This window comes from Pseudoalteromonas sp. SWXJZ10B (assembly GCF_015864475.1).
In the GTDB taxonomy this organism is placed as follows: domain Bacteria; phylum Pseudomonadota; class Gammaproteobacteria; order Enterobacterales; family Alteromonadaceae; genus Pseudoalteromonas; species Pseudoalteromonas arctica.
The window spans coordinates 180998-206477 of record NZ_JADYXD010000005.1 but is presented as its reverse complement, the minus strand read 5'-3'; the positions used below and the strand labels follow the sequence as shown (position 1 = coordinate 206477).

At 39.8% G+C, this 25480-nt stretch carries 21 protein-coding genes; 10 read left to right on the top strand and 11 right to left on the bottom strand.

Going from position 1 to position 25480, the window contains the following annotated elements:
- Positions 1–36: 36 nt before the first annotated feature.
- Positions 37–807, top strand: coding sequence for an NADP-binding protein (locus tag I6F54_RS07030; RefSeq protein ID WP_165728100.1), 771 nt, complete (start codon positions 37–39; stop codon positions 805–807).
- On the opposite strand, the gene hutH is transcribed toward I6F54_RS07030, so the two are convergent.
- The 3 genes from hutH to hutC all read right to left on the bottom strand — a co-directional run bounded on the left by hutH (position 804) and on the right by hutC (position 4789).
- A complete protein-coding gene (gene hutH, locus I6F54_RS07025; protein ID WP_165739477.1) occupies positions 804–2339 on the bottom strand; it encodes a histidine ammonia-lyase in 1536 nt (511 codons plus the stop codon). The two genes, I6F54_RS07030 and hutH, sit on opposite strands and share 4 nt — an antisense overlap.
- 2 nt (positions 2340–2341) lie before the next feature.
- Positions 2342–4015: a urocanate hydratase gene (hutU, locus tag I6F54_RS07020; RefSeq protein ID WP_197140504.1), complete on the bottom strand. Its 1674-nt coding sequence runs from the start codon at positions 4013–4015 to the stop codon at positions 2342–2344.
- Between the two features lie 66 nt (positions 4016–4081).
- Entirely contained in the window at positions 4082–4789 is a 708-nt protein-coding gene (hutC, locus tag I6F54_RS07015; protein ID WP_024600420.1) for a histidine utilization repressor, read from the bottom strand.
- 119 nt (positions 4790–4908) lie between these two features.
- On the opposite strand from hutC, the gene hutI reads away from it, so the two are divergent.
- Together hutI and I6F54_RS07005 are read left to right on the top strand one after the other, a co-directional pair.
- Positions 4909–6156 (top strand): imidazolonepropionase, encoded by a 1248-nt coding sequence (gene hutI / locus I6F54_RS07010; RefSeq protein WP_197140502.1) that lies wholly within the window; start codon positions 4909–4911, stop codon positions 6154–6156.
- Between the two features lie 120 nt (positions 6157–6276).
- Positions 6277–7941 carry an EAL domain-containing protein gene (locus tag I6F54_RS07005; RefSeq protein WP_197140541.1) on the top strand — a complete coding sequence of 555 codons (1665 nt, stop codon included), beginning with the start codon at positions 6277–6279 and terminating at the stop codon, positions 7939–7941.
- Here I6F54_RS07005 and I6F54_RS07000 read toward each other — a convergent pair.
- A complete protein-coding gene (locus I6F54_RS07000) occupies positions 7938–8987 on the bottom strand; it encodes a formimidoylglutamase (protein ID WP_197140500.1) in 1050 nt (349 codons plus the stop codon). The genes I6F54_RS07005 and I6F54_RS07000 overlap by 4 nt on opposite strands.
- Position 8988: 1 nt before the next feature.
- Positions 8989–9486 carry a ribonuclease E activity regulator RraA gene (gene rraA, locus I6F54_RS06995; RefSeq protein WP_002959955.1) on the bottom strand — a complete coding sequence of 166 codons (498 nt, stop codon included), beginning with the start codon at positions 9484–9486 and terminating at the stop codon, positions 8989–8991.
- Positions 9487–9690: 204 nt separating this feature from the next.
- On the opposite strand from rraA, the gene I6F54_RS06990 reads away from it, so the two are divergent.
- From I6F54_RS06990 to I6F54_RS06980, 3 genes are all read left to right on the top strand, one after another.
- Complete coding sequence (locus tag I6F54_RS06990) at positions 9691–10230, top strand: phosphatase PAP2 family protein (RefSeq protein WP_197140498.1); 540 nt, start codon at positions 9691–9693, stop codon at positions 10228–10230.
- Entirely contained in the window at positions 10227–11258 is a 1032-nt protein-coding gene (locus I6F54_RS06985) for an MJ1255/VC2487 family glycosyltransferase (RefSeq protein WP_197140496.1), read from the top strand. The genes I6F54_RS06990 and I6F54_RS06985 overlap by 4 nt, the downstream gene beginning before the upstream one ends.
- Before the next feature lie 130 nt (positions 11259–11388).
- The gene (locus I6F54_RS06980; RefSeq protein WP_197140494.1) at positions 11389–13269 is read left to right on the top strand and encodes a methyl-accepting chemotaxis protein; all 1881 of its coding nucleotides are present in this window, start codon (positions 11389–11391) and stop codon (positions 13267–13269) included.
- 86 nt (positions 13270–13355) lie between these two features.
- On the opposite strand, the gene I6F54_RS06975 is transcribed toward I6F54_RS06980, so the two are convergent.
- From I6F54_RS06975 to priA, 5 genes are all read right to left on the bottom strand, one after another.
- On the bottom strand, positions 13356–13730 hold the full coding sequence (locus I6F54_RS06975; RefSeq protein WP_010553804.1) for a gamma-butyrobetaine hydroxylase-like domain-containing protein: 375 nt from the start codon (positions 13728–13730) through the stop codon (positions 13356–13358).
- Positions 13731–13792: 62 nt separating this feature from the next.
- A complete protein-coding gene (hslU, locus tag I6F54_RS06970) occupies positions 13793–15121 on the bottom strand; it encodes an HslU--HslV peptidase ATPase subunit (RefSeq protein ID WP_197140492.1) in 1329 nt (442 codons plus the stop codon).
- Between the two features lie 11 nt (positions 15122–15132).
- Complete coding sequence (gene hslV, locus I6F54_RS06965; protein ID WP_002958366.1) at positions 15133–15651, bottom strand: ATP-dependent protease subunit HslV; 519 nt, start codon at positions 15649–15651, stop codon at positions 15133–15135.
- 79 nt (positions 15652–15730) lie between these two features.
- The gene (locus I6F54_RS06960) at positions 15731–16258 is read right to left on the bottom strand and encodes an SPOR domain-containing protein (RefSeq protein WP_007582031.1); all 528 of its coding nucleotides are present in this window, start codon (positions 16256–16258) and stop codon (positions 15731–15733) included.
- 20 nt (positions 16259–16278) lie between these two features.
- Positions 16279–18465: a primosomal protein N' gene (gene priA / locus I6F54_RS06955; RefSeq protein ID WP_007582030.1), complete on the bottom strand. Its 2187-nt coding sequence runs from the start codon at positions 18463–18465 to the stop codon at positions 16279–16281.
- Between the two features lie 230 nt (positions 18466–18695).
- Here priA and rpmE point away from each other — a divergent pair, with 230 nt between their 5' ends.
- A complete protein-coding gene (gene rpmE, locus I6F54_RS06950; protein WP_007582029.1) occupies positions 18696–18911 on the top strand; it encodes a 50S ribosomal protein L31 in 216 nt (71 codons plus the stop codon).
- A 688-nt stretch (positions 18912–19599) separates the two neighbouring features.
- Positions 19600–20841: a malic enzyme-like NAD(P)-binding protein gene (locus I6F54_RS06945; RefSeq protein ID WP_197140490.1), complete on the top strand. Its 1242-nt coding sequence runs from the start codon at positions 19600–19602 to the stop codon at positions 20839–20841.
- A gap of 246 nt (positions 20842–21087) precedes the next feature.
- On the opposite strand, the gene metJ is transcribed toward I6F54_RS06945, so the two are convergent.
- Positions 21088–21408, bottom strand: a complete 321-nt coding sequence (gene metJ, locus I6F54_RS06940) for a met regulon transcriptional regulator MetJ (RefSeq protein ID WP_007586263.1) — start codon at positions 21406–21408, stop codon at positions 21088–21090.
- A gap of 289 nt (positions 21409–21697) precedes the next feature.
- Between metJ and metB the strand changes: the two genes are divergently transcribed.
- Together metB and metL are read left to right on the top strand one after the other, a co-directional pair.
- Positions 21698–22945: a cystathionine gamma-synthase gene (metB, locus tag I6F54_RS06935; protein WP_197140488.1), complete on the top strand. Its 1248-nt coding sequence runs from the start codon at positions 21698–21700 to the stop codon at positions 22943–22945.
- Between the two features lie 170 nt (positions 22946–23115).
- Positions 23116–25461 (top strand): bifunctional aspartate kinase/homoserine dehydrogenase II, encoded by a 2346-nt coding sequence (gene metL, locus I6F54_RS06930; protein ID WP_197140486.1) that lies wholly within the window; start codon positions 23116–23118, stop codon positions 25459–25461.
- Positions 25462–25480 lie beyond the last annotated feature (19 nt).

The window sequence follows — 25480 nt, the reverse complement described above, 5'->3', positions numbered from 1 at the left end:
ACTAATTATGCGTTTAAAATAAAGGCTTATACAAAAATGACAAATAAAAGTAATAAATTAGTAGTATTAGGTGCAGGTTGGTTAGGACATGCTTTATGCGTAAGTGCGCAAAAAGCTGATTGGCAAGTACAAGGAACGCATAGAACAGATATACACGAGTTTGATTTTGAGCGTCAGTTTACACTTGAAGATGGGCAATTAAGACATCAAGTTGATTTACAAAATGCTTATTGGGTATGTGCTATTCCACCACGTAGCAGGGACAGTGAAAGTAATTATCCTGAAACACTCACCGCAGCGCTTAAGCTCTCAAAGGAGTTAAACGCAAAGGGCTTTTTATTATGCTCATCAACCGGGGTATACGATCAAGAGCCTGGTGTATATAGCGAAAGTTGCGATATTTCATGCACAAACGAGCGCCAAATAAAGCTCTATGAGGCAGAAGAGCAAGTACTTGAGCAAGACGGGAAAGTGCTGCGTTTAGCTGGATTACTAGGGCCTAATAGAGAACCGGGTCGTTTTGTGGCAGGCAAAGAGCTTAATACATCAAGTGAGCAAGTAGTAAATATGGTGCATCAACAAGATGTAATTAATGCTGTTTTTGCGGTGATAGAGCACTGGCAAGTAGGGCAAAATATTTATAATGTTGTTAATCCTGCGCACCCAACAAAAGCTGAATACTACGCAGTGAAGTGTGCAGAACATGGTGGCGAGTTACCACGCTTTACCAGTGATGATAAAGCTGAGCGCAAAGTTATTGGCTCAGCTATTGAAGCGCTAGGCTTTACTTACCAATATGGTATTTAATATGCTGAAGGCAGGGGGCTGCTCTCTATGAAGTCGCATAGCTTACCTTCACTTAGTAATGTATTAGCAGCTTCGATATCGGGAGCAAAGTAGCGGTCTTTATCATAATAACTCACATGCTCGCGTAATAACGCTTTAGCGCTTTGCACTTTATGTGATGGTTCAAGCGGCTTTCTAAATTCTAGCCCTTGAACCGATGCTAACCATTCTATTGCCAAAACGCCTTGGGTATTATTGGCCATTTCATCTAAGCGCCTTGCTGCAAAGGTTGCCATAGATACATGATCTTCTTGATTTGCAGATGTAGGCAAGCTATCGACCGAAGCCGGATGTGCTAATGATTTGTTTTCTGACGCAAGCGCTGCAGCGGTAACTTGAGCAATCATAAAACCTGAATTTACCCCGCCGTTTTCAACTAAAAATGGCGGTAATTTGGATAGGTTTGAATCGATAAGTAATGCAATTCGCCTTTCTGCTAATGCACCAATTTCGGCAATTGCGATAGCTAAGTTATCGGCGGCCATTGCAACTGGCTCTGCATGAAAGTTACCTCCCGATATTATGTCGCCTACATCGGCAAAAACTAGCGGATTATCGGTTACACCGTTTGACTCACATAACAATACTTCTGCGGCTTGGCGTATCTGAGTTAGGCAAGCTCCTAGCACTTGAGGTTGGCAGCGAAGGCAGTATGGATCTTGTACTTTTTCACAATTTACGTGGGAATCACTAATTTGAGAGTGCGTATCGAGTAGCTCTCTAAATACTTGAGCGGTGTCTATTTGTCCGCGCTGACCACGAATATCATGAATACGTGCATCAAATGGCGCGCGACTACCCATTGCTGCTTCTATGCTTATCGAGCCGATAACGCAGCTTTGTGCATATAAGTTCTCGCTTCTAAATAGGCCTTGTAGTGCAAACGCAGTCGACGCTTGTGTGCCATTTAATAATGCTAAGCCTTCTTTAGCTGCAAGGGTAAGAGGTTCAAGCCCCGCTATTTTTAACCCTTGTGCTGCACTAATTATTTTTCCTTTATGTCGCATTTGACCTTCAGCTAATAAAGGTAGGCACATATGCGCAAGAGGGGCTAAATCCCCCGATGCCCCCACAGAGCCCTTTTTAGGCACGCACGGATATACTTCGCTACTAAGCAGCTGCATAAAAAATTGGATTATTTGCAGGCGAATACCCGAGTAGCCGCGCGAAAGCGAGTTTACTTTTAAGGTGATCATTAACCTTACTGTGCTGTCATCCATGTATTCGCCAATGCCCGCAGCGTGTGAAAGCACAATGGAGCGCTGTAATAATTCAAGTTCGTCGTCGGCTATTTTGGTATTAGCTAATAACCCAAACCCGGTATTAATCCCGTATACAGTGCGGTGCTCATTAATAACGTTTTGAACGGTTTGCGCGCTTGCTGCTATTTGCGATTCAGCATGCTTTGCAAGGCTTAACTTTACCGGTGAATTATTAATTTTTCTCAGTGTGTTTAAATTAAGTGAGCCTGGTGTGAGAGTAAGTTCGAACATGATCATTCCTCGTTTAGCATAGGTAGGTCTAAATTTTGTTCTTTGGCGCAGTTCTTTGCTATGTCGTACCCAGCATCAGCATGGCGCATTACACCTGTTGCAGGGTCGTTCCAAAGTACGCGAGCAATACGCTCTTTAGCTTCATTTGTACCATCGGCAACAATAACCACACCAGAGTGCTGACTAAACCCCATACCTACACCGCCACCATGATGAAGAGACACCCAAGTAGCGCCACTTGCCGTATTAAGCAGTGCATTGAGTAATGGCCAGTCCGATACCGCATCTGAGCCATCTTTCATACTTTCTGTTTCGCGGTTAGGGCTGGCAACTGAGCCCGAGTCGAGGTGGTCACGACCAATAACGATAGGGGCTTTAAGTTCGCCATTTTTAACCATTTCGTTAAAGGCCAATGCAAGGCGTGCTCTATCTTTTAAACCTACCCAACAAATACGTGCAGGTAGCCCTTGAAATTGAATGCGCTCACGCGCCATATCAAGCCAATTATGCAAATGTGCATCATCAGGAATAAGCTCTTTTACTTTTGCATCGGTTTTATAAATATCTTCTGGATCGCCCGATAAAGCAACCCATCTAAATGGGCCAATACCTTCACAAAATAAAGGGCGAATATAGGCGGGTACAAACCCAGGAAAATCAAACGCGTTGGTAACGCCTTCGTCAAACGCCATTTGGCGAATATTATTGCCATAGTCTGTTGTTGCTGCCCCCGCTTTTTGCAGCGCCAACATTGCTTTAACTTGAACTGCCATTGATTGTTTAGCCGCTTTTACTACAGCTGTTGGATCTTGCTCACGCATTTCTGCTGCGTGATCCATAGTCCAACCTTGTGGCAAGTATCCATTGAGAGGATCGTGAGCTGATGTTTGATCTGTAACTACATCTGGGGTAATACCTGTTTTAACGAGTGTGCTAAATACATCGGCAGCGTTACCAAGTAAACCCACTGAGAGGGCCTCACCTTTTATGCATGCATTGGTTATTAATTGCAATGCATGTTCAAGATCTGTTGCTTTTACATCAACGTAGCCTGTTTTTATACGAAAATCGATACGGCTTTCATCACATTCAACAACAAGTGCACTAAACCCTGCCATTGTAGCGGCAAGCGGTTGTGCGCCGCCCATACCACCAAGGCCACCTGTTAATACCCATTTGCCTTTAGCACTGCCCGAAAAGTGCTGTTTTGCCATAGCTATAAAGGTCTCGTAAGTGCCTTGTACTATGCCTTGCGAGCCAATATAAATCCAAGAGCCTGCCGTCATTTGGCCGTACATCATCAAGCCTTTTTTATCTAGCTCGTTAAAATGTTCCCAATTTGCCCAGTGTGGAACTAGGTTTGAGTTGGCAATAAGTACACGCGGTGCATTACTGTGAGTTTTAAATACACCTACTGGCTTTCCTGATTGTACAAGTAGGGTTTCGTCATTTTCGAGTCTGTCGAGGGTTTCTATAATTTTGTCATAACTTGGCCAATCGCGGGCTGCTCGGCCAATACCACCATATACAACAAGAGCATGAGGATGCTCTGCAACTTCAGGATCTAAATTATTCATTAGCATGCGCTTAGCGGCTTCAGTTTGCCAGCTTTTAGCGCTTATTTTATCGCCATGAGGTGCACGTATTACGCGACTTGTATCGAGTCGGTTGTTCATGTTTTGCTCCTGTTGTATATACAAGGTGATTTGTTATAAAAAAAGCGCAGTAAGCGCTATTGTTTGTTATTTTTTAAATGTTAAGTGACCACCTAAGCGATATTTACTGCCTGGTGATACTAGGCGGGCAAAGCTTACAATGCCATTAACAGACCATGTGCGTCGAATAACTTGCAAGCATGGCTCTTCGTTATATAAGTTTAGCCATTGGCACATTTCGCTGTTTGGCATTATGGCCTCTACGGTATGCCTTGCTTGAGTAAGTGGTGCAACACTAGATAAATACTCATGAGGTGTAAGCGTGCTAAAATCTTGTTGTAAGTAACCAGCGGCAAGCGCAGGGTTTACAAAACGCTCCTCTAACTGCAAGGGGCTGTCGTTTTCGTTATGAACGAGTACACTTCGATATACAACACTGTCAATCTCAACACCAAGCGCAATGGCAATAGGTGCGACTGCATTTATTGATTCAAGTATGAGTACACTACAGGTGTAGTTGCCGTTACGTTCTTTTACTTCATCAGCAATATTTTTTATTTCGAGTAACGATGACTGCGACTTAAATGTAGCTACAAATGTACCTAGCCCTTGGCTGCGGGTTAAAATACCTGCCTCAGTTAATTCACTGAGCGCACGACGGGCTGTCATCCTACTTACACTAAATTGGCTACTTAGCTCGTTTTCAGAGGGAACACGTTGGTTTTCTTGCCATGTACCACTGCGAATCTTATCAACAATGAATTGTTTTATTTGCGCAAATTTGGGTGTTGTCATTAAATTAACGGCTAAATATAAAAATAAACGATATAAATAAGATGACATAATTACCTTGTATATACAAGGTGTGTTGTTAGACTATATTTCAATCACTACACGGCGCAAAAGGGCTGCACATGCAAAGTAATATACAAAGTTATGAGTTAGAAGAAATCGATTTACTTTTAACCGACGCCAATATTGCCACTATGGATAGCAATATAAATGCCCCTTATGGTGCGATCGAAAATGCGGCTATAGCAATCAAAAATGGCAAAATTGCGTGGATTGGAGAGCAATCAACATTGCCAAGCTTTGATGTGTTTGCAACGCCGACATTAAGTGTAAAAGGACAATGGTTAACACCAGGTCTAATAGATTGTCATACGCACTTAGTATTTGCAGGCTCAAGATCTCAAGAGTTTGAGCAGCGCTTGCAGGGTGTAAGCTATGAGGAAATAGCAGCACAAGGCGGTGGCATAGCCAGTACCGTTAAAGCGACTAGAGCAGCCGACCGTGAACAATTGTTTGTTGATGCAAAAGACCGTTTAAATACTTTATTAAAAGAAGGTGTAACCACAGTAGAAATAAAGTCGGGCTATGGATTAGATACTGAAAACGAAGTGAAAATATTAGAAGTTGCTCGTTTATTAGGTGAACACCATCCTATTGATATCAAAACTACTTTTTTAGGGGCTCATGCATTGCCGGCTGAATACAAAGACCGTGCTGATGAATATATTGATTTAGTGTGTACTGACATGCTTGATCAAGTTGTGGCTAATAACCTAGCTGATGCAGTCGATGTATTTTGTGAAAATGTAGGGTTTAGTTATTCGCAAACCAAACGTGTTTTTGAAGCCGCTGCAAAACATAACCTCCCAGTAAAATGCCATGCTGAGCAGTTATCTAATCAACATGGTGCTGAGCTGGTGGCGCAGTTTAATGGCCTTTCGGCAGATCATATTGAGTATCTTGATGAGGACGGTGTAAAAGCGATGGCACAAGCAGGTACTGTTGCAGTGTTATTACCCGGTGCGTTTTACTTTTTACGAGAAACAAAGTTCCCACCTATTGAGTTACTTAAACAATATAAAGTATCTATAGCTATCGCGAGTGACTTTAATCCTGGTACTTCACCGCTGTGCTCAGTGCACTTGATGATGAACATGGCGTGCACATTATTTAGATTAACGCCTGAACAAGCATTAGCAGGTGTTACTGTTAATGCAGCTAAAGCTCTTGGGCTAGAAGATCGTGGTGTTTTAAAGCTCGGTGCAAGAGCCGATATTGCACATTGGCAAATAAGCCATCCATCACAATTAAGTTACCAATTTGGCGTAAATAAACTGTTAAATTTATGGATTTTGGGTAGAATTAATTAGTTTGTATTATTTTCACCCAAATATAACCTATTTTTAACTTTTTTAGCGAATACGGATGCCGTTAATTTGAACATACTAACCGACAGTAACTTCCCAATATTTTTTAGTGGTGCACTATTAATGGCAATGATTGCCACTTTATTTGCCGTTAAAAATGCCAGTATTAAATTTAGTTATTTATGCACCGCAGCTATTGGTTTAGCTATTTTAAGTAGCGGTGCAGCTTGGCTGGCCATTTTACTTGCCTTTGGCTTTTGTTTTCATTTATGGCAAGCATTTGAGCGAAATAATTGGAGTATGATAATTACTAGCTCCACGGCGGGGCTTTTATTTGTTGTGTTATTTTCAGCTCATTTATTATTAGAAGTTCCGTTATTTTGGGTTGTGTTGGCAATATTATTATTGGCTATTGTTGGCTTTTTAAATGACGAAAGCGCCGATGCACAAGTTGTTATAGAGGCAGAACCTGTAGATGACGCATTTATCGAAGAATCTCCGCTTTCGGTTTTTGCAGATAGAAAACAGTTACGCCAAGGTTACTACGCATGGTGCAATAACAAACAAGTAAGCGCCGCATTAGTCGTTATTCGTCTTGAAGGATTTGAGCAAGTTAACCAGCATATTGGACGCGACTTTGGCGATATACTTTTAGCGCAATCGGCTAACAGAATAAAAGAGCTGCTTTCAAGTGACGAAATAGTAACTTTAGTAGGGCAAGAAAAGCTAGCCCACTTAGAGGGTCTCAACTTTGCATTTATTTGTAGCTTTGCAAATCAAAAACACTTACATGAACTGGTTATAGAACAAATACTTGGCGCGACACTTAAGCCGTTTAATGTTGCTAATTGTACTGTAGAGGTTAAGGCTAGGGCGAGTTATGTTGATTGTAATGAGCAAGATAATAACTTTGATAATTTAATATCGTACGCATACTTAGCACTCGATAGCCATCCAGATCGTAGAGTTGTGCCTTACCATCAACAGATGATGATTGAACTGCGAGAGCAACAAGCGCGGTTAAAAGAGCTTGCTAACATTGATTTCTCGAGCGAATTAGAGCTTTATTTTCAACCTATTATCTGTAATGAAAACGGTCAAATTGAGTTTTTAGAATTACTGCTGCGTTGGCAACATCCTAAACAAGGGATTTTATCGGCTAATCGTTTTATTGATGATATTAGAATTGCAGGGCTTGGTTATCCGCTTGCTAAGTTTGTAATAGAGCGAGCTGCTGAGCTTGCAATGGCGCTTAGAGTAGAAGGTATTTCTATACCGCTTAGCATTAACGTATTTGGCCCTGAAATGCTAAATGAAGAGTTTGTAGAATTTGTCGATGTTGTTATAAGCGAGCACCATTTAGAAGCAGGCGACTTAATTGTTGAATGTCCTTTGCATATTTTTGCTGGTTTAGATGACAAAGGCAGAGGCATGATCGCAAGGCTTAATAATATTGGCTTGAAAGTGTGTGTTGATGGACTGGGCGATAATCCTGTATTGCTCTCTAAACTGCCTAGTTTAGCGGTTGAATATATTAAGGTTTCACCTTCACTTACGGCTGATTTTAGTAATCAAAATAATATACGTAGTTTAGTTGGTGGAATGGTCGAAATGCATAGCCAACAAAAAACAAAAGTGATTTTTGAAGGGGTAGAAACGCTTGAGCAACTTAAGTTTGTAAAAAGCTTAAAAGGTTATGCAGCCCAGGGTTATTATTTTGGTCACCCGCTAAGTAGCATTGGTTTGATGAGCTGGCTAAAAGAGTGGCGACAAGCGCAGCAGCGTTAGGTGTTTTCTTTGGCTTGTAGGTAACTATTTACAAGCGCACTGATTACTTGCCCTACATGCGTAATACCCGTTTCTACTCCATTAGGATGCTGGCTGGGAGCGGCTTCACACAAGTGTAAATACTTAGCGTGGCGGTTACTTGCAGCTAAATGTACAAAGTGCTCGGTATCGCTTACACTAAATCCACAGCATGTGTACGCACTAACAGGCATGTAAGTAATGCTGTCTAAATCAACTTCAATACCCAGTGGTAAATCGTTAAAATTATTCAGTGCGTTTTCAATTGCCTGCGTAAGCGTTACTTTTCGCTTAACGTGTATTGATTGATAGCTATCAAACTTAAAGTCAGCTTCACTCATTGCATCTATAATTGCTTGATTGTTTTTTAATTCATGCAAGCCAATAACATGGTAATTACTTAGATGTTGCTCGTTATATGCGTAGCGAAACCCATTACCACTATGACGACCTTCACATTCTCTAAAGTCTGCATGAGGGTCAAAGTTAATGGCATTTATAGGCGTGTTTTTTGACTTACTTAGCGCACGAATAATTCCCAAGCAATTATTATGACCCCCGCCAATAACTATTGGCTCAAGCCCAGCTTTAAAAATAAGGCTTAATACTGACTCTACGCGTTCATCAAGTTGTTGGCATAAATCTCGTAGTTGAGTTAACTGTTGGGCTTGTTGATTATCGAGTTGGCTACTTTGCGCCATTAAATCATCAGTATTTACTTCACCCAATAAAAGTACTTTTTGAGTGGCAATAAATTGATTATGAGGTTGGTTTAAAAAACGTTTTAAAAAAGCAGACCATGCTTCGTTTGCACCGCCATTTCCTAAATTTGCTTTTGGGCCAATATCTTCGCAAATACCAAGAAGTACGTAGCGAATGCCAAATTGAGCTGCGTCAATAAGTGCTTGTTGCAGGTTTACTTGAGTGTCTAGCAAGGCCATTGATTGCCATGCTTTTTTTTCATTTACGCGGCTAGAGCAAAGTGCTCTAACCGCGCTTTCATCATATACTTTTAAATAGGAGGTCACGTTATACTTCTACAACTTCCAATTCTAATTCTTCTGCAGATAAAACAATGCCAGTACTATCAGCATAAATAAAGTCATCATCAAAAAATGATACACCGGCAAAGTTAACGCCAATAGCATCCTCGCCAGCACCTTCACTGTCAGCTGCAACAGGAATGGAAGCAATTGCTTGAATGCCTAAATCAAGTTCTTCAAGCTCATCAACGTGGCGTACTGCGCCGTAAACAACAATACCATTCCAGTTGTTTTCAAGTGCAAGTTCGGCCAATTCAATATCAATAAGTGCACGGCGAGTTGAGCCACCACCGTCAATAAGAAGCACTAAGTCTGTACCGTCTTGAGAAAGTAATTCGCGGATCAGTTCATTATTTTCAAAACATTTAACCGTTTTAATGCGGCCACCAAAGCTGTGTCGACCACCAAAGTTGATGAACATTGGCTCTAGCACGTCAACCACATCAGCAAAGTGGTCACATAAATCAGAAGTGCTGTAATCCATTATTTTATCCTCAAAAGGTACATTAATTTATACCTCAGTATACCCTCCTTATAAGCAATAACAACGACTTAATCGCAGTAAATTTAGACAAAACAAGCGCTAAATCATTAATCGCAATAATAGTGTCTTAAAAGCGTCACTCAATTGTTATTTACAACACATAAGCTAAATCGGTGTTCATATATTATGCAATGAGGGGAAGTGATGTATAACAATAATATGTTTAAAAAGGCAGCTCTGCTAGATGAGCAATTATTTTTAACTCTGTTTAATTGCAACTCACCGAAGTGGTTTAAAACAATGGCGTTTGGATTATCAAAAAGCGGTGATGGTGGACTTTACATACTTGTGTGTTTAGCGGTGTGGTGGCTTAGTAATAATGAGCAGCAACAATTATTACCTGTAACGATATTAGTTGGTTTTGCTTTAGAAAGGCCCATTTACTTACTGGCCAAAAATAGATTTGCCCGCATCCGTCCATGCGACTGCTTAGTAACAAATGCTTACATAGTACCCAATGATAAATTTAGTTTGCCCTCGGGCCACAGCGCTGCAGCGTTCTTAGTTGCGATTATACTAAGTCACTTTTTCCCTGAATATATATGGCTACTACTTAGTTGGGCTGCTGGTGTGGCTATTTCTCGTGTTGTATTAGGCGTACATTTTCCTGCAGATATTATTTTAGGTGCAACTATTGGTAGTTGTTGTGGCCTATTTGCGTTAGCGCTCGTGGTGCCTGCATGAAAATACTGTACGGAGTACAAGGCACTGGTAATGGACATATAACGCGCGCTCGCGTTATGGCAAGTTGCTTTACTAAACTCGGTATTGAGGTTGATTATGTTTTTTCAGGGCGTGCAAATAAAGATTACTTTGATATGCACGAATTTTCAGATTATAAAGCGTTTCGTGGTTTATCGTTTAGTACTGAATGTGGGCAAGTCAAAAATTTAAAAATACTTAAAAATGTACGAGTTTGTAAGCTGGTGAGTGATATAAAATCGCTTGATGTAAAACAGTACGACTTTGTACTTAATGACTTTGAGCCCATTACTGCATGGGCTGCAAAAAGAGCCGACGTACCCGTTATTGGCATTAGTCATCAAGCTGCATTTTTGTCAGATAATGTACCTATGTTTGGTCGTGGTATATTCAGAAAATCGCTCATTAAACATTACGCACCAGCATCTACTTACTTAGGTGTACACTGGCAACCATTTGCAAATAACATAATACCGCCTTTTATTGCTCATCATAATCATGAAAACCCTGTTGCAGTAATGAATAAGGTATTGGTGTATTTACCTTTTGAAAACTTAGATAGCGTTGTTGATTATTTAAAAGACTTTCCCGAAAAAGAGTTTTATTGTTATCACCCACATGCCAGTAATAAATCTTTTGGGCATATACATTTGCGAACCCCCTCACGTTCTGACTTTTTAAATGACTTAGCAAATACCAGTGGTGTTATTGGTAATGCAGGATTTGAGCTTGCCAGTGAAGCGCTTAAGTTAGGTAAAAAGTTACTATTAAAGCCCTTGTATGGGCAGTTTGAGCAAGCAGCAAATGCACAAACTTTGTTTGCCATGGGTATGGCACATGTTATGAACTATTTGAACCCGCAAGCTCTTGATGACTGGAATAGTGCTCCGCAAAATAAGCAAATAAATTACCCAAGCGATCCTGCACCATTAATTAATTGGTTGGTTAAAAAGCAGTGGAGTAATACAGAGTTGTTACATAAAGGTTTGTGGGGGAGTGTAAATTTATAATGGCAAAGTAATGGTAATAAAAAGCACAGGTAATTAAAAAGGTTGAAAATAGTAAAAAAAAATTAAGTTTATAATTTAGCCATACTCAATAAGCTATAATGTAAATGCGTATTTAATAAAGGTATTTACGATGGATTTTTTACAAAACTTGACTATTAAACGACGTTTACAATTAAACGCCGTAGTTGTTGGTTTAGCGATGGTGGTTCTTTTATGTGTGATTATTTATGAGTCACGTACAACTCTTAGTTTAAATAAGACAATTCAATTAGCAGAAGAGCTTAATGTCCATGCACTAGCGCTGCGTAAGCACGAAAAAAACTTTTTGTTTTATAAACAAAAAGACGCATTAACCGAATTTGAAACAGATTTTGTACAACTAAGTAGTAAAGTTACTAAGCTAAAAAAATTAATGGTTCAACAAGGTATTTCTGCCGAACAGGTTCAACATTTTGAACAACTAATTAATAGTTATAACAATGACTTCAATTCTGTTGTTAAGCTGCAAAAAAAGATTGGATTACATCCTAAAGATGGCCTATACGGTAAGCTCAGAAGTGCAGTGCATGAAGTAGAAGAGTTATTAAAAGAGCAAGAAAGCTACAAACTTTTATCATCTATGTTGCAGCTTAGACGATCAGAAAAAGACTTCATGCTAAGATTTGATCGTAAGTATTTAGAGCGCTTCAATGAAGGTATAGATACGTTTAAGCAGCAGATTACTTCCGCTGAATTATTAAGTAGTTATAAAGCACAAATACTTCCTTTGATTAATACTTACCAAAATGAATTTAAAGCATTGATACAAGCGCAAACAGAATTAGGTTTAGACCTCAACTCTGGAGCGTTAGGTGTAATGAGGCAAAACGTAGATCAAAGCGATGCAATAGTTACTCAAATAGTTAAAGAAACAAAGCTACAAGTTGAAAAAAGTGTAGAGGAAGCACAATTTTTAGCCATTCTTATTTTTGTGATTGCTGGCATTATTGTTTTAATGTTGGTTTATTTCACGAGCCATTCGATTATTGTGCCTATAGAGCGGGTATATCATACCATTAACGATATTCGTCGTAATAATGATTTAAGCGTAATGATAGAGCAAACGGGTAAAGACGAAATCACTACGATGACGGTCGACTTTAATAGCTTAATAGGCGATTTTAAAAACTTAATTAACGAAGTTAACAGTGCTTTAAATACACTTAATGTAGCAACCGAACACTTATCAGAAAGTACCGCAGCAACAAGCTCTGGTATGCAAGAGCAATTACACGAGGCCGACATGGTTGCAACTGCAGCCACCGAAATGCAGGCGACGATTCAGGATATTTCACATAATACTGAAGCGGCTGCTAAAAAAGCTGAATCAACAAACTTAAGTGCTCAACAAGGGCGTAGCGAAGTAGACTCTACCGTTAAGCATATTAGGGCTTTGTCTGATTCGTTAGGGAATGCATCAAATGTAGTATCGCAACTTGAAAAAGATGGCGAAACAATTGGTTCAGTGCTTGATGTAATTCGGGGGATTGCAGATCAAACAAATTTACTTGCGCTCAATGCGGCAATAGAAGCTGCACGTGCTGGTGAGTATGGTCGTGGTTTTGCCGTAGTGGCAGATGAAGTACGTTCCCTTGCACAACGTACTCAAGAGTCTACTAGCGAGATTGAAGGTATTATAAGTACTTTGCAGCAGCGTACTCAAGAAGTGGTGAGTATTATGCACAAATGTCGTTCTCAAGGCGATGAAAGTGCCTCGCAAGCAATTAAAGCAGGTGAGTTATTAGGCGCAATTACTGAAGATGTACAAACAATAATGGAAATGAGCTCTCAAATAGCGGTTGCTATTGACGAGCAAAGCCAAGTGGCATCAGAGGTTAATAAAAATGTAGTAAGAATTCGCGACATTGCGCAAGATGCAACTGAACATGCTGCTAAAAACGCCCAAACTAGCGAAGAAGTATCTGAGCAAGCTAGAGTGTTATTTAGCGCTATTGATAAGTTTAAAGTGTAACTAACCTGAACTCTGGATAGTAAATATTTTAACCAGGGTTTAGGTTAACTAATCTAAAAATACCCACCTAAAGTTACCAATAAGGTTTAAGGAATAAACTTTATTGGTACACTGTTTTTGTTTTGTTCGTGCTCGGCTACGCGTGCCGAATATTCATCGCTCAACGTTTGTTGCTGCGCTTGTAGTTTTTCAAAGTAACTCCAACTGAACAGTCCGCTATTGTGACCATCATCGAAATCTAAACGCAGTGCATAATGCCCAACAGGTACTATGTTTTTTATACCTACAGATTGTTTATTTAAAACCAATTTCATAGGGCCAGAGCCATGGCCTTGCACTTCAGCAGAGGGAGAGTGAACGCGTAAAAATTCACAGCTAAAGACTGCTTGGCTATCGTCGTCAAAATAAACATCTAAATTTTTACTCACGCTGTGGTAATGCACTTTTGTAACGTGTTTCATTTTATATACCCCATTAAAAAGCCCCCAATCTGGAGGCTTTTAGTATAACGTTTATATTCGTTTTATAGAATGAAGCGGCTTAAGTCTTCATCTTCAACAAGTGCACCTAGATGTTTTTCAACGTAAGCGGCGTCAATAACAAGTGATGAACCTGCTTTTTCAGAAGCATCGTATGAAATTTCTTCCATCAATCTTTCCATCACAGTATGCAAGCGACGAGCACCGATGTTTTCGGTTTTTTCGTTAACTTGCCACGCAGCCTTAGCAATACGCTCAATAGCATCATCACTAAACTCAATCGTTACTTGCTCAGTTTTAAGGAGCTCTCGTTGTTGCTCAGTAAGCGATGCATGCGGCTCTGTCAGGATACGTTTAAAGTCATTTGCAGTTAGTGGCTCAAGTTCTACTCGAATCGGTAAGCGACCTTGTAGCTCAGGTATCATGTCTGATGGTTTAGACATTTGGAACGCACCTGAGGCAATAAACAACATATGGTCAGTTTTAACCATACCGTGTTTAGTGTTTACTGTTGAGCCTTCAATTAGCGGTAGTAAGTCGCGCTGAACACCTTCTCGGCTCACATCAGGGCCTGAAGAATCACCACGTTTACAAATTTTGTCTATTTCATCAATAAACACAATACCGTTTTGCTCTACTGCAAAAATAGCTTGTTCTTTTAGCTCTTCAGGGTTTACTAATTTAGCGGCTTCTTCTTCTGTTAATAGTTTGAAGGCTTCTTTAATTTTTAACTTACGTTTAGTGCGTTTATCGCCGCCCATGTTTTGAAACATGCTTTGTAACTGGTTGGTCATATCTTCCATACCAGGAGGCGCCATAATTTCTACGTTTGATTGAGCTTGCGCTAGTTCAATCTCGATTTCTTTATCATCTAATTGACCTTCACGTAATTTTTTACGAAATGTTTGGCGAGTAGATGAAGTATCGTCGCGTTGGCTTTCGCCATATTGATCTTTAGCAGGTGGTAAAAGGGCATCTAAAATACGCTCTTCTGCTGCTTCTTCGGCGCGATGTTTAAACTTTTTAGTTTGCTGTTCGCGAGTCATTTTAATTGAAACATCAACGAGGTCACGTATGATCGTATCTACTTCTTTACCAACATAACCAACTTCAGTGAATTTAGTCGCTTCTACTTTAATGAATGGTGCGTTAGCAAGTTTTGCTAAACGGCGGGCAATTTCTGTTTTACCTACGCCTGTTGGACCAATCATTAATATATTTTTTGGTGTTACTTCACTGCGTAAATCTTCATTTAATTGCATGCGGCGCCAGCGATTACGAAGCGCAATAGCGACTGCTTTTTTAGCTTTAGCCTGACCTATAATGTGCTGATCTAGCTCGTGAACAATTTCTCTTGGGGTCATATCAGACATAATAGTTCCTATTATAATTCTTCGATTGTTTGGAAGTTATTAGTAAATACGCAGATGTTGCCTGCAATAGTTAAGCTTTTCTCTACTATTTCACGAGCGCTTAAATCTGTATTTTCTAAAAGGGCGGTTGCAGCTGATTGCGCAAAGTTACCACCACTACCAATTGCAATTAAATCGTTTTCTGGCTGAACTACATCGCCATTACCGGTAATAATTAAAGAGGCTGTTTCGTCTGCTACAGCGAGCAGCGCTTCGAGTTTTCGAAGTGCACGGTCACTTCGCCAATCTTTAGCCATTTCTACTGCGGCTTTAGTTAGGTTACCTTGGTGCATTTCTAATTTGCTTTCAAAACGTTCGAAAAGAGTGAAGGCATCAGCAGTACCGCCGGCAAAACCAGCGATTACTTTGCCATTATAAAGACGTCGAACTTTGCGGGCGTTGCCCTTCATTACGGTGTTACCAAGTGAAACTTGGCCATCGCCGCCAATTACAACTTTGTCGCCGCGGCGAACACTTACGATAGTAGTCATGTTATTCCTCATCATCGAGCTGCAGAGGCAACTCGTAAAAAACGATTATGATGAGGTTATATGGGTGAATGGTTTATTTTCAAGTCCAGCCCCAAATTCCGCAGCCGACTATTTTTACACGTTTAAGTTTGTTTTTATCGCTTTCGGCTTGGCGTTTGGTTTTATAAGGGCCTAAACGTACTTTATACCAAGTGCCATTGCTGCCTTCAGCCTGTTTGATCTCAGAAATGAGCCCTGCAAATGCGATTTTAGCTTTTAATGATTCAGCTTGTGCATGAGTTCTGAACGAACCGCATTGCATAACATAAGGACCTTTTTGCTCAAGTTCTTTTACTTCAACTTGAATCTCGTGGTTTCTAATTTCTTTAATAAATTCCGGTGTACGTGGAATAACAACTTCTACTTTTGCGGGTGCAGTTGGGTTAGCTTGTTTTTCGACAAGCTTTGGATCGGCATTACTTTTTATAAACCATAGTGTGTAGGCAAAACCACCTACAAGTAAGATGGCTATAACGGCTAAAAGAATAGGAAATGGTTTTTTAGCGGGTGCGTTTTTTTTACTGTTTCTGCCTGCAGGCTTTTTATTAATATAATCGTGCTGTGCCATGGTGTTATTTTGGCCTTAACCTAAATCATGTCTATAGGGTCTACGTCTAAGCTCCAGCGTACTTTTTGTGCAAGTTTACTGGTACTTAAATAATCAACCATTTGCGCAAGGTACTGATGTAATATGCGACGATCTTGCGCTTGAATATGCAATTGAAAACGATACATACCTGCGACTCTTTCAAGTGGGGCAGGGATCGGACCGAGCAATTGTATACCAGATACCCCATTCACAGGAACCAAATCCGTCAAAAAATCGACGACTAGTTTAATACTATGTCCTTGTGCACGCACAATGGCCATATTTGTAATGGGCGGTAAGTCAGCATCATCGCGCTCACTAAGAGCAAAGCGGGCAAAGTCTTGGTAACCATTATTAACTAAGTCTTGCAAAAGAGGGTGTTCTGGAAAGTGTGTTTGTAATAACACTTGACCAGGCTCACCTGAACGTCCAGCACGCCCCGCTACTTGGGTGACTAATTGCGCTAAATGCTCTGTCGCTCTAAAGTCGCATGAGTATAAGCCGCTATCTACATCTAAAATTATAACAAGGCTTACATCTGCAAAGTGATGGCCTTTGGCAAGCATTTGTGTGCCCACTAAAATGCGTGCGCCGCCTAGGTTTATTTCATCAAGTGCTTTTTCAAGGCTACCTTTACGGCGAGTTGAATCGCGGTCTATACGAGTAACAGGTGTATCAGGGAATTCGGTCGATAAAAACTCTTCAATTTGCTCTGTGCCTTTACCGTTAGGAAATATTTGCGTACTTCCACAGTCAGGGCATTGGTGAGGGACAGGGTACTGGTCGCCACAGTGATGACAGATCATTTGCCCAATCGCTTTATGAAATGTAGCGCTGGTACTGCATCGTTTACACTCGCTCAACCAACCGCACTCATGGCAAATAAGGGTGGGTGAGAAACCTCGGCGATTTAAAAATACCATAACCTGTTTACCGCGATTTAAGTGCTGACGCATAGTAGCAAGACTTGCATGTGCAATACCTGCTTGGTCGGGCTGACCTTTCATATCGAGTAACTTAAACTGATTGTCAGTCGCTGTTTGCGCACGCTCCGTTAAACTTAATAGCTGGTATTTGTTATTAATTGCTTTGTGAAGTGTTTCAAGCGCGGGTGTGGCGCTGCCTAATATAAGCGGGATTTTATGCTGAAAAGCTCTGTAAGCGGCTAAATCACGAGCATGGTAACGAAGGGTATCTTGTTGTTTAAATGACGAGTCGTGTTCTTCATCAACAACAATCATACCGAGTTTTAAAAATGGCAGAAAAATACTCGAACGTGTGCCAATAACTATCGCACAACTGCCTTTTTCGCAAAAACGCCATGTTTGTAAACGTTCGTTGTCGGTAAGGGCTGAGTGCCAAAGCATAATGGGTGTATCAGGAAAGCGGCGGCGAAAACGGTTTACGGTTTGTGGTGTTAGGCCGATTTCGGGCACGAGTACGAGGGCTTGCTCGCCACGTTTGAGTACTTCTTCTAGGCACTGTAAATACACTTCGGTTTTACCGCTGCCCGTTACGCCTTCTAATAAGAAGCTGCTAAAGCCAGTACTTTGATTTATAGCTGTGCAAGCAACCGCTTGTTCTTTATTAAGTACTGGTTTACTACCGACGGTTGGAGCAACACTTTGCCATTGGTTATCGTGCTCAATAGTTTGTGTTATGAGTTCTTTATCTATTAAGCTATCTATTGTTTTTTTACTAAAGCCCAGTGCTTTTAACTCAGTTAATGATGACTTACCTGATTGCGATAACTGCTTTAATAGGTTGAGCTGTGTTTTAGCTTTTAATGACGGTACTTTTGCACCTTTTTCTGTCAGGGCAACCATATTAATACTGGTTTTATCAGGCGATTCACCTTGGCGAAGTGCACCAGGTAGCGCTATATGAATAGTTTCGCCTAATGGATAGCAATAATAGCGGGCAGTAAAGCTAAGGAGTTCTAAATGCTGGGCACTTAAAATAGGGGCGTCGTCTATTACCTCTATAATATTTTTAATTTTATTTAAAGGGACGTCGGTACTGCTTTTAATACCCAAAACAACCGCTACTTTTTTTTGATTACCAAAAGGTACCAAAACTCGCATGCCAGGTAGTAAGGGAATTGATAAGCCACTGAGCTGTTCTTCTATTTTATAATCAAAGGTGCGTGGAAGCGGGACTTTAATAGCAACTTCAACAAAACTCATAACAACTCAACCCGTAAAATTAATGCTGTAATGTACTAAAAATAACGCTAAAAACCTACTAGCAATAGTGCTTGAGAAAGAGATTGTTCACTTTTTTGGCAAAAATATAAATAAATACTTGTGTGGGGGGAGGTTGTTGGATAAAATCCGCCACCAACAAATTTGTTTTAACGACGTATGGTGCCAAACTCCGGGTTTGGAGAGCGATGCGGCCTTAACTAGAGGTTCCTATGAAAGAAGGTATTCACCCTAAGTACGAAGTAATTTCTGCAACATGTTCATGTGGAAATAAATTCGAAACTAGCTCAACTCTTTGTAAAGACATTCACTTAGACGTATGTTCTGCGTGTCACCCGTTTTACACTGGTAAGCAAAAAGTTTTAGACACTGGCGGACGTGTTGATCGCTTCAACAAGCGCTTTGGTGCACTTGCCAGCAAGAAGTAATTATTGCTGTTTAGTTAAAAAAAGCACCTTAGGGTGCTTTTTTTGTGCCTAAAATTTGTTATTTATTATCTTAAACTAACCTACATAAATCTTTGAGCAATTTAACGAATTAAATTGCACTATAACGTCGTTAAAAAATTTTTATTTAGAACAACTAGATACAAAAATTTTTGCCTAGTTCTAGCGTAATTTTCTTAACGTTAAATAGACCCCATATATAAGCAGATTGGTATTATTTCGTTGATTTTAACTATCCCCTCCTTTTGCATAACTATTTCCTATTCTTATTCTGAGTATGCATAATCCTTTACAGACAAATCGATAGATATTCTCTATATTTTAAATAGTACAATTTTTAACTAGGTTGATAAAAGTATCTAACGTGGGCTTATCTGTTTTTAAAGTAGGGTAGTAGGCTGTTATTCTAAGTTTATGCTGATACTTTAAGTATACATTTTATAAGATTTTGATAGGCATAAAAGCACCTTAAAACTTACTTTTTAGGTGAATTTTTATTTATTAAATGTTGATATAATCCTGCAAAGTTACTGAAAAACCTCTTAAAATTATAGGATATAGCATATAACAGGATAGACCTGATATTGCTTGGAATTTAAAAATAATAAGGGTATCGTACCCCAAGACTCCATCTCTCACTTTAACTTAAATTGCAGGATACCATCGCGTTATGTCTGACTTTCGTGAACAAGCACTACATTACCACTCACATCCCGTACCAGGTAAAATTAGCATTGAGCTTACAAAACCAGCTGAAACGGCTCATGATCTTGCACTTGCGTATAGCCCAGGTGTTGCCGAACCTGTACGTGAAATAGCTGCAGATCCTGCAAATGCTTATAAATATACTGGTAAAGGTAACATGGTTGCGGTTATTACTAATGGTACTGCAATTCTAGGCCTTGGTAATTTAGGTCCTTTAGCGTCTAAGCCTGTAATGGAAGGTAAAGCGTTATTGTTTAAACGTTTTGCAGGGCTTGATTCTATCGATATTGAAGTTAAGCACAAAACAACAGAAGACTTTATTAATACGGTTGCCAACATTGCCGACACATTCGGTGGTATTAACCTTGAAGATATTAAAGCACCAGAGTGTTTTGAAATAGAAAAAGCATTAATAGAGCGTTGTAGCATTCCTGTTTTTCATGATGATCAACACGGTACTGCCATTGTAACGGCTGCTGGTATGTTAAATGCGCTAGAAGTACAAGGTAAGTCAATTGAAGATGCAATTATTGTATGTTTAGGTGCAGGCGCTGCCGCTGTTGCGTGTATGGAGCTGTTAATTAAGTGTGGTGCACTGCGTGAACACATTTATATGCTTGACCGCAAAGGTGTTATTCATACCCGCCGCGATGACTTAAATGAATATAAACAGCTTTTTGCTAACAATACCGATAAGCGTACATTGCAAGATGTAATTGCAGATGCGGATGTATTTGTGGGTGTTTCTGGCCCTAACTTATTAGCGGCTGAAGATTTAAAGCTAATGGCTGCAAAACCAGTTGTGTTTGCATGTTCAAATCCAGATCCTGAGATTGATCCTGCACTTGCGCACGGCGCACGCAACGATTTAATCATGGCAACAGGGCGCTCTGATTACCCTAACCAAGTTAATAATGTTTTATGTTTCCCGTTTATTTTCCGTGGTGCGCTTGATGTACGTGCAAGCGCTATTAACGATGAAATGAAAATTGCTGCAGTAGATGCTATTCGAAGTATTGCCAAAGAGCCAGTACCTGCAGAAGTTTTAAAAGCCGCTGGTGTAGATAAACTAGAATTTGGTGCGCAGTATATTATTCCAAAACCAATGGATCCACGTTTACTGCCGCGTATAGCAAGAGCTGTTGCACTTGCTGCTATTGAGTCGGGTGTAGCACAAATTGATTTACCAGAAAATTATATGCGGTAATACCAATCCGCAATAATACTTAATCAATTTGAGGGATTAAATCTGACGTTAACTACGTTAAAAATTTCTGATATAGAACAACTAAATAACGAAATTTTTGCCTTGTTATCGACACGATTTTCTTCCCTCAAAATAGATCACTTCATTAAGCGAATTGGTATAAATCTATACAGTAGATCTATGCAATAAAATTTAGACATAAAAAAACCTCAGTAATTACTGAGGTTTTTTTTATCTTTGTAATATTTATTCTTCGTTTAAAACGGGTACTTCTAGACCCATTTCTTGCATTATTTTTTTAACTTCTTCTGGCACTTTTTCGGCGTTATCTTTACGTAAGTCATCGTCATTTGGTAAAGGTTGGCCAGTAAAAGCATGCAAAAATGCCTCACATAGCAATTCACTATTTGTAGCATGGCGAAGGTTATTGATTTGACGACGTGTACGTTCGTCAGTTAATACCTTTAATACATTTAGCGGGATCGAAACGGTGATCTTTTTAACTTGCTCTGATTTTTTACCGTGTTCTGCGTATGGGTGAATATACTCACCATTCCATTTAGCCATAAGATGTATCGTTGCCTCAGATTATTAATTTCTCACACGGTATAAAAAGCGTGTAAATATGCGTGAAATTCTATCGATTTAAAAAAGATAGTCAAATAATAGATACCGATCTATCTTAATAAGCCTATTGTAGGTGTAAAGATAAGCACACTTTTGTGAGCTAAAATGTGTTATTCGCAGAGGCCCCTTCTACTTTTAGCCATCTAGAGCTTTAAAATACTTTGACTTATCAAAACGGATAACTTACTCTTTTAGACGTCTAAACATCCAAATTAATCAGGTGACGAATATGAGCGAAAAAAACAAAGCAACCATTGCTGTACGTAACGGCGTTGATGCTGATAAACATCATGGTGCGGTGGTACCGCCAATTTATTTATCGACTACTTATTCGTTTGCCGACTTTGATACTAAGCGTGAGTATGATTATGGTCGTAGCGGTAATCCTAATCGTGATATTTTAGCTGAGACGCTTGCTAAGCTTGAAGGTGGCGCTCGTGGCATAATTACAGCTACAGGCATGGCTGCCGTGCATTTAGCTACTCAGCTACTTAATAGTGACGATACGTTAGTAATTCCACATGATTGTTATGGTGGCAGCTATCGTTTATTTACATCTTTACAAAAACGCGGACTACTAAAGCTCGAAATATTAGATTTAACAAAAGAAGAAAGCCTTCAACAAATTTTAGTAATTAAACCTAAGCTTATTTGGATAGAAACCCCAAGTAACCCAGTACTTCGTTTAACAGATATTAAAGCGGTTACCGATGTTGCAAAGCAATGCGGTGCATTGGTGGCTGCAGATAACACGTTTTTGTCGCCTGCTTTACAAAACCCTATTAAATTTGGTGTAGATATTGTGGTGCATTCAACCACTAAATACATTAACGGACACTCAGATGTAGTAGGCGGCTCAGTTATTACCGCAACACAAGAGCTTGGTGATGAGCTTGCTTGGTGGGCTAATAACATTGGTATTACGGGTGCGCCTTTTGATAGCTATTTAACGCTTCGTGGTTTACGTACTTTAAATGTGCGCCTAAGGCAGCATCAAGAAAATGCCCTGGCAATAGCTAAGTATCTTGAAAGCTCTGAATATGTAAGCCAAGTTTACTACCCAGGTCTTGAGTCACATCCTCAACATGAGCTGGCTAAAGCACAGCAACTTGGTTTTGGTGGCATGGTGAGTTTTGATATTAAAGGCGATATAAACGACGCTGCGGCATTTTTAACTAGCCTTAAAACGTTTAGTTTAGCTGAGTCACTAGGTGGCGTAGAGAGCTTAATTTGTCACCCTGCAACTATGACGCACGCAGGTATGGAGGCAACAGCACGTTTAGAAGCGGGCGTGGGCGATACGCTTATTCGTATTTCGGTAGGTATTGAAGATATACGCGATTTAGTCGCTGATTTTGAGCGAGTGTTTGAACTTGTAAAACCAGGGCAAAATAAAAATGTTGGCCGTGTAGGCAAAGGAGCAGGCACTTCTGGCGGTAACGTTAAATTAAGTGCAGCCCGTCCGGCGCTTTGGTAAGTAATACCAATCCGCAATAATACCTAATCAATTTGAGGGATTAAACCGCACGCTAACTTCGTTAAAAATTTCTCATATAGAACAACTAAACAACGAAATTTTTGCCTTGTTATCGACACGGTTTTCTTATCCTCAAAATAGACAACTTAATTAAGCGAATTGGTATAAATATGGTCAATTGTGTACATAAATTTGGTGGCTCGAGTTTAAGCTCAAGTGAGCGATATCAAAGCGTAGCTAAAATAATTATTGGGCGTACTCAGACGGGCGACTGTGTTGTGGTGTCTGCTGCAGGTAAAACTACAGATACACTTGTGTCGTTGTGGCAAAGCTATCAAAAACAAGATACTCAAGCAGTCGCTGATATTTTACTGCAGTTAAATAACCATCAAAGTGATTTAATAGAGCAGCTATTAGAAGCTGATTTAAAACGAAGTGCACTTAAAACACTAAGTATAGAACTTAGCTATATTGCAGAACTTGCTCAAGCTGAGCAGCTAAAAGAGGCTGCATTACTTGCACATGGCGAACTGTGGTCAGCACGTTTACTCGCTACTTATTTACAGCAGCTAAATATTGAGGCATGCGCTCAAGATGCACGTACTCTTTTTATCTTAAATGATGGCGAATTAATGCATGCGCAAAATGCGCAGCAATGTGGGCAGTTAATTTTGCCTAATAAAATAAATGTTGTTACTGGGTTTATTGCCGCAGATATCAAAGGCGAGACTGTAACACTTAGCCGAAATGGCAGTGACTACAGTGCAACACTACTTGCAAATTATTGCAATGCTAAGCAAGTATGTATTTGGACTGATACACAGGGAGTGTATAGCACTGATCCTCGAAAGGTACAAAAAGCGATTAAATACGGCAAAATTTGCCGTGGGCAGGCTAATTTATTAGCTCGTTTGGGTAACCCTGTATTACATGCAAAAACACTATCGCCACTTAAAAACACAGATATTAAGCTAGCTGTTCGCAGTAGTTTTGACGTACAAGCAAGTCCAACAGATATAGTCAAAGAAGGTTCAGCGAAGAAAAAGCGCTTTATAACCACGTTGCAAAATGTTGACCTATTAATGGTTGAAGGATTAAGTGAAGGTGAGGTTGCAAGTGTTAGTCAGCTTATTCAGCATAGCCTTCATCACTTTAACCATAATGGTGAAGTGTATTTAGTAGTACCTGCAGCACAAACTTATCTGGTTATTAATTATTTTGCGGGTAGGGCAAATATTAGCGAGTCAAATTTAAACGGTTGTGCAATTGTAGCGCCTGAGCAAGACGTTAATACATTAAGCTTACAAGCATTAGATTTATTAAAACTCCACAGCATAAAACCTCGTTTTGTCCATCAAGATACTGGCTATGCTTTATTGCTTACCGATCAATTTATAGATAGTGATATACAAAGTGACTTACACGATAAGCTAATTAATAAAGGCCAAGAAATCGCAATTATAGTTGCGGGGCTTGGTAACGTTGGCGACGTTTTCATTAAACAGTTATCGGTACAATTTGAGCGTTTATCGGATGACTTTAGTATTAAATTAGTCGGTCTAATTCGCTCTAAAAAAATGCTGTTTAATGCAAGTGGTATTAATACACAGCAATGGAAAACTCAATGGCAGCATGAGGCAAATAGCTATCAATCTGCAGATTTACTGAATGCTATAAATGAGCTCGATTACGAGCATAAAATTGTAATTGATATTACCGCAAGTGAACAATTTAGCTTGTTATATCCAGACTTTGTAGATAGAAACTGTCATTTAATTAGTGCTAATAAATACGCTGGAACAGCACCTACTACTTGGTATAAAGCACTTCGTAGTAATATTAAAGAACGTAATTTACATTGGCGATATAACACCAGTGTAGGCGCTGGCTTACCTATTAACTTTGCTTTGGCTGATTTGCAAAATAGTGGCGATAAAATAACACGTATAGAAGGTGTTTTCTCAGGCACACTTTCGTGGTTATGCAGTAAATATGATGGAACAAGGCCATTTTCTGAGTTGCTACTGGAAGCTCAGAAAATGGGATTCACAGAGCCAGACCCTCGCGAAGATTTATCTGGGCGAGATATGCAGCGTAAGCTACTTATTTTAGCTCGAGAGCTAGGTGTTGAGCTTGAACTTGACGATATTAGCTTATCGGCATTGATGCCAGATGAACTTGCGCTGGGAAGTTGGGATGACTTTTTAAATAAAAAAGCACAGCTAGACGCGTTCATCGAAGAGCATGCAGTGACAGCAAAGTCTAAAAATTTAGTACTTAGATATACGGGCTTGTTAGAAATCACACAAGGTGAAGTAATTGCTAAAGTGGGAATAGCGTATGTGCCTAATGGTGATGCATTAGCAAACCTTACACCTGGCGATAATATTTTTGTAATTAATAGCAAATGGTATAGCGATAACGCATTAGTGATTCAGGGGCCAGGAGCGGGTAGAGAAGTGACCGCCGCGGGTGTGCACTCTGATTTATATTGGCTTGTTCAAAACTTAAAATAAACCTTTGGTTTAAACAAAA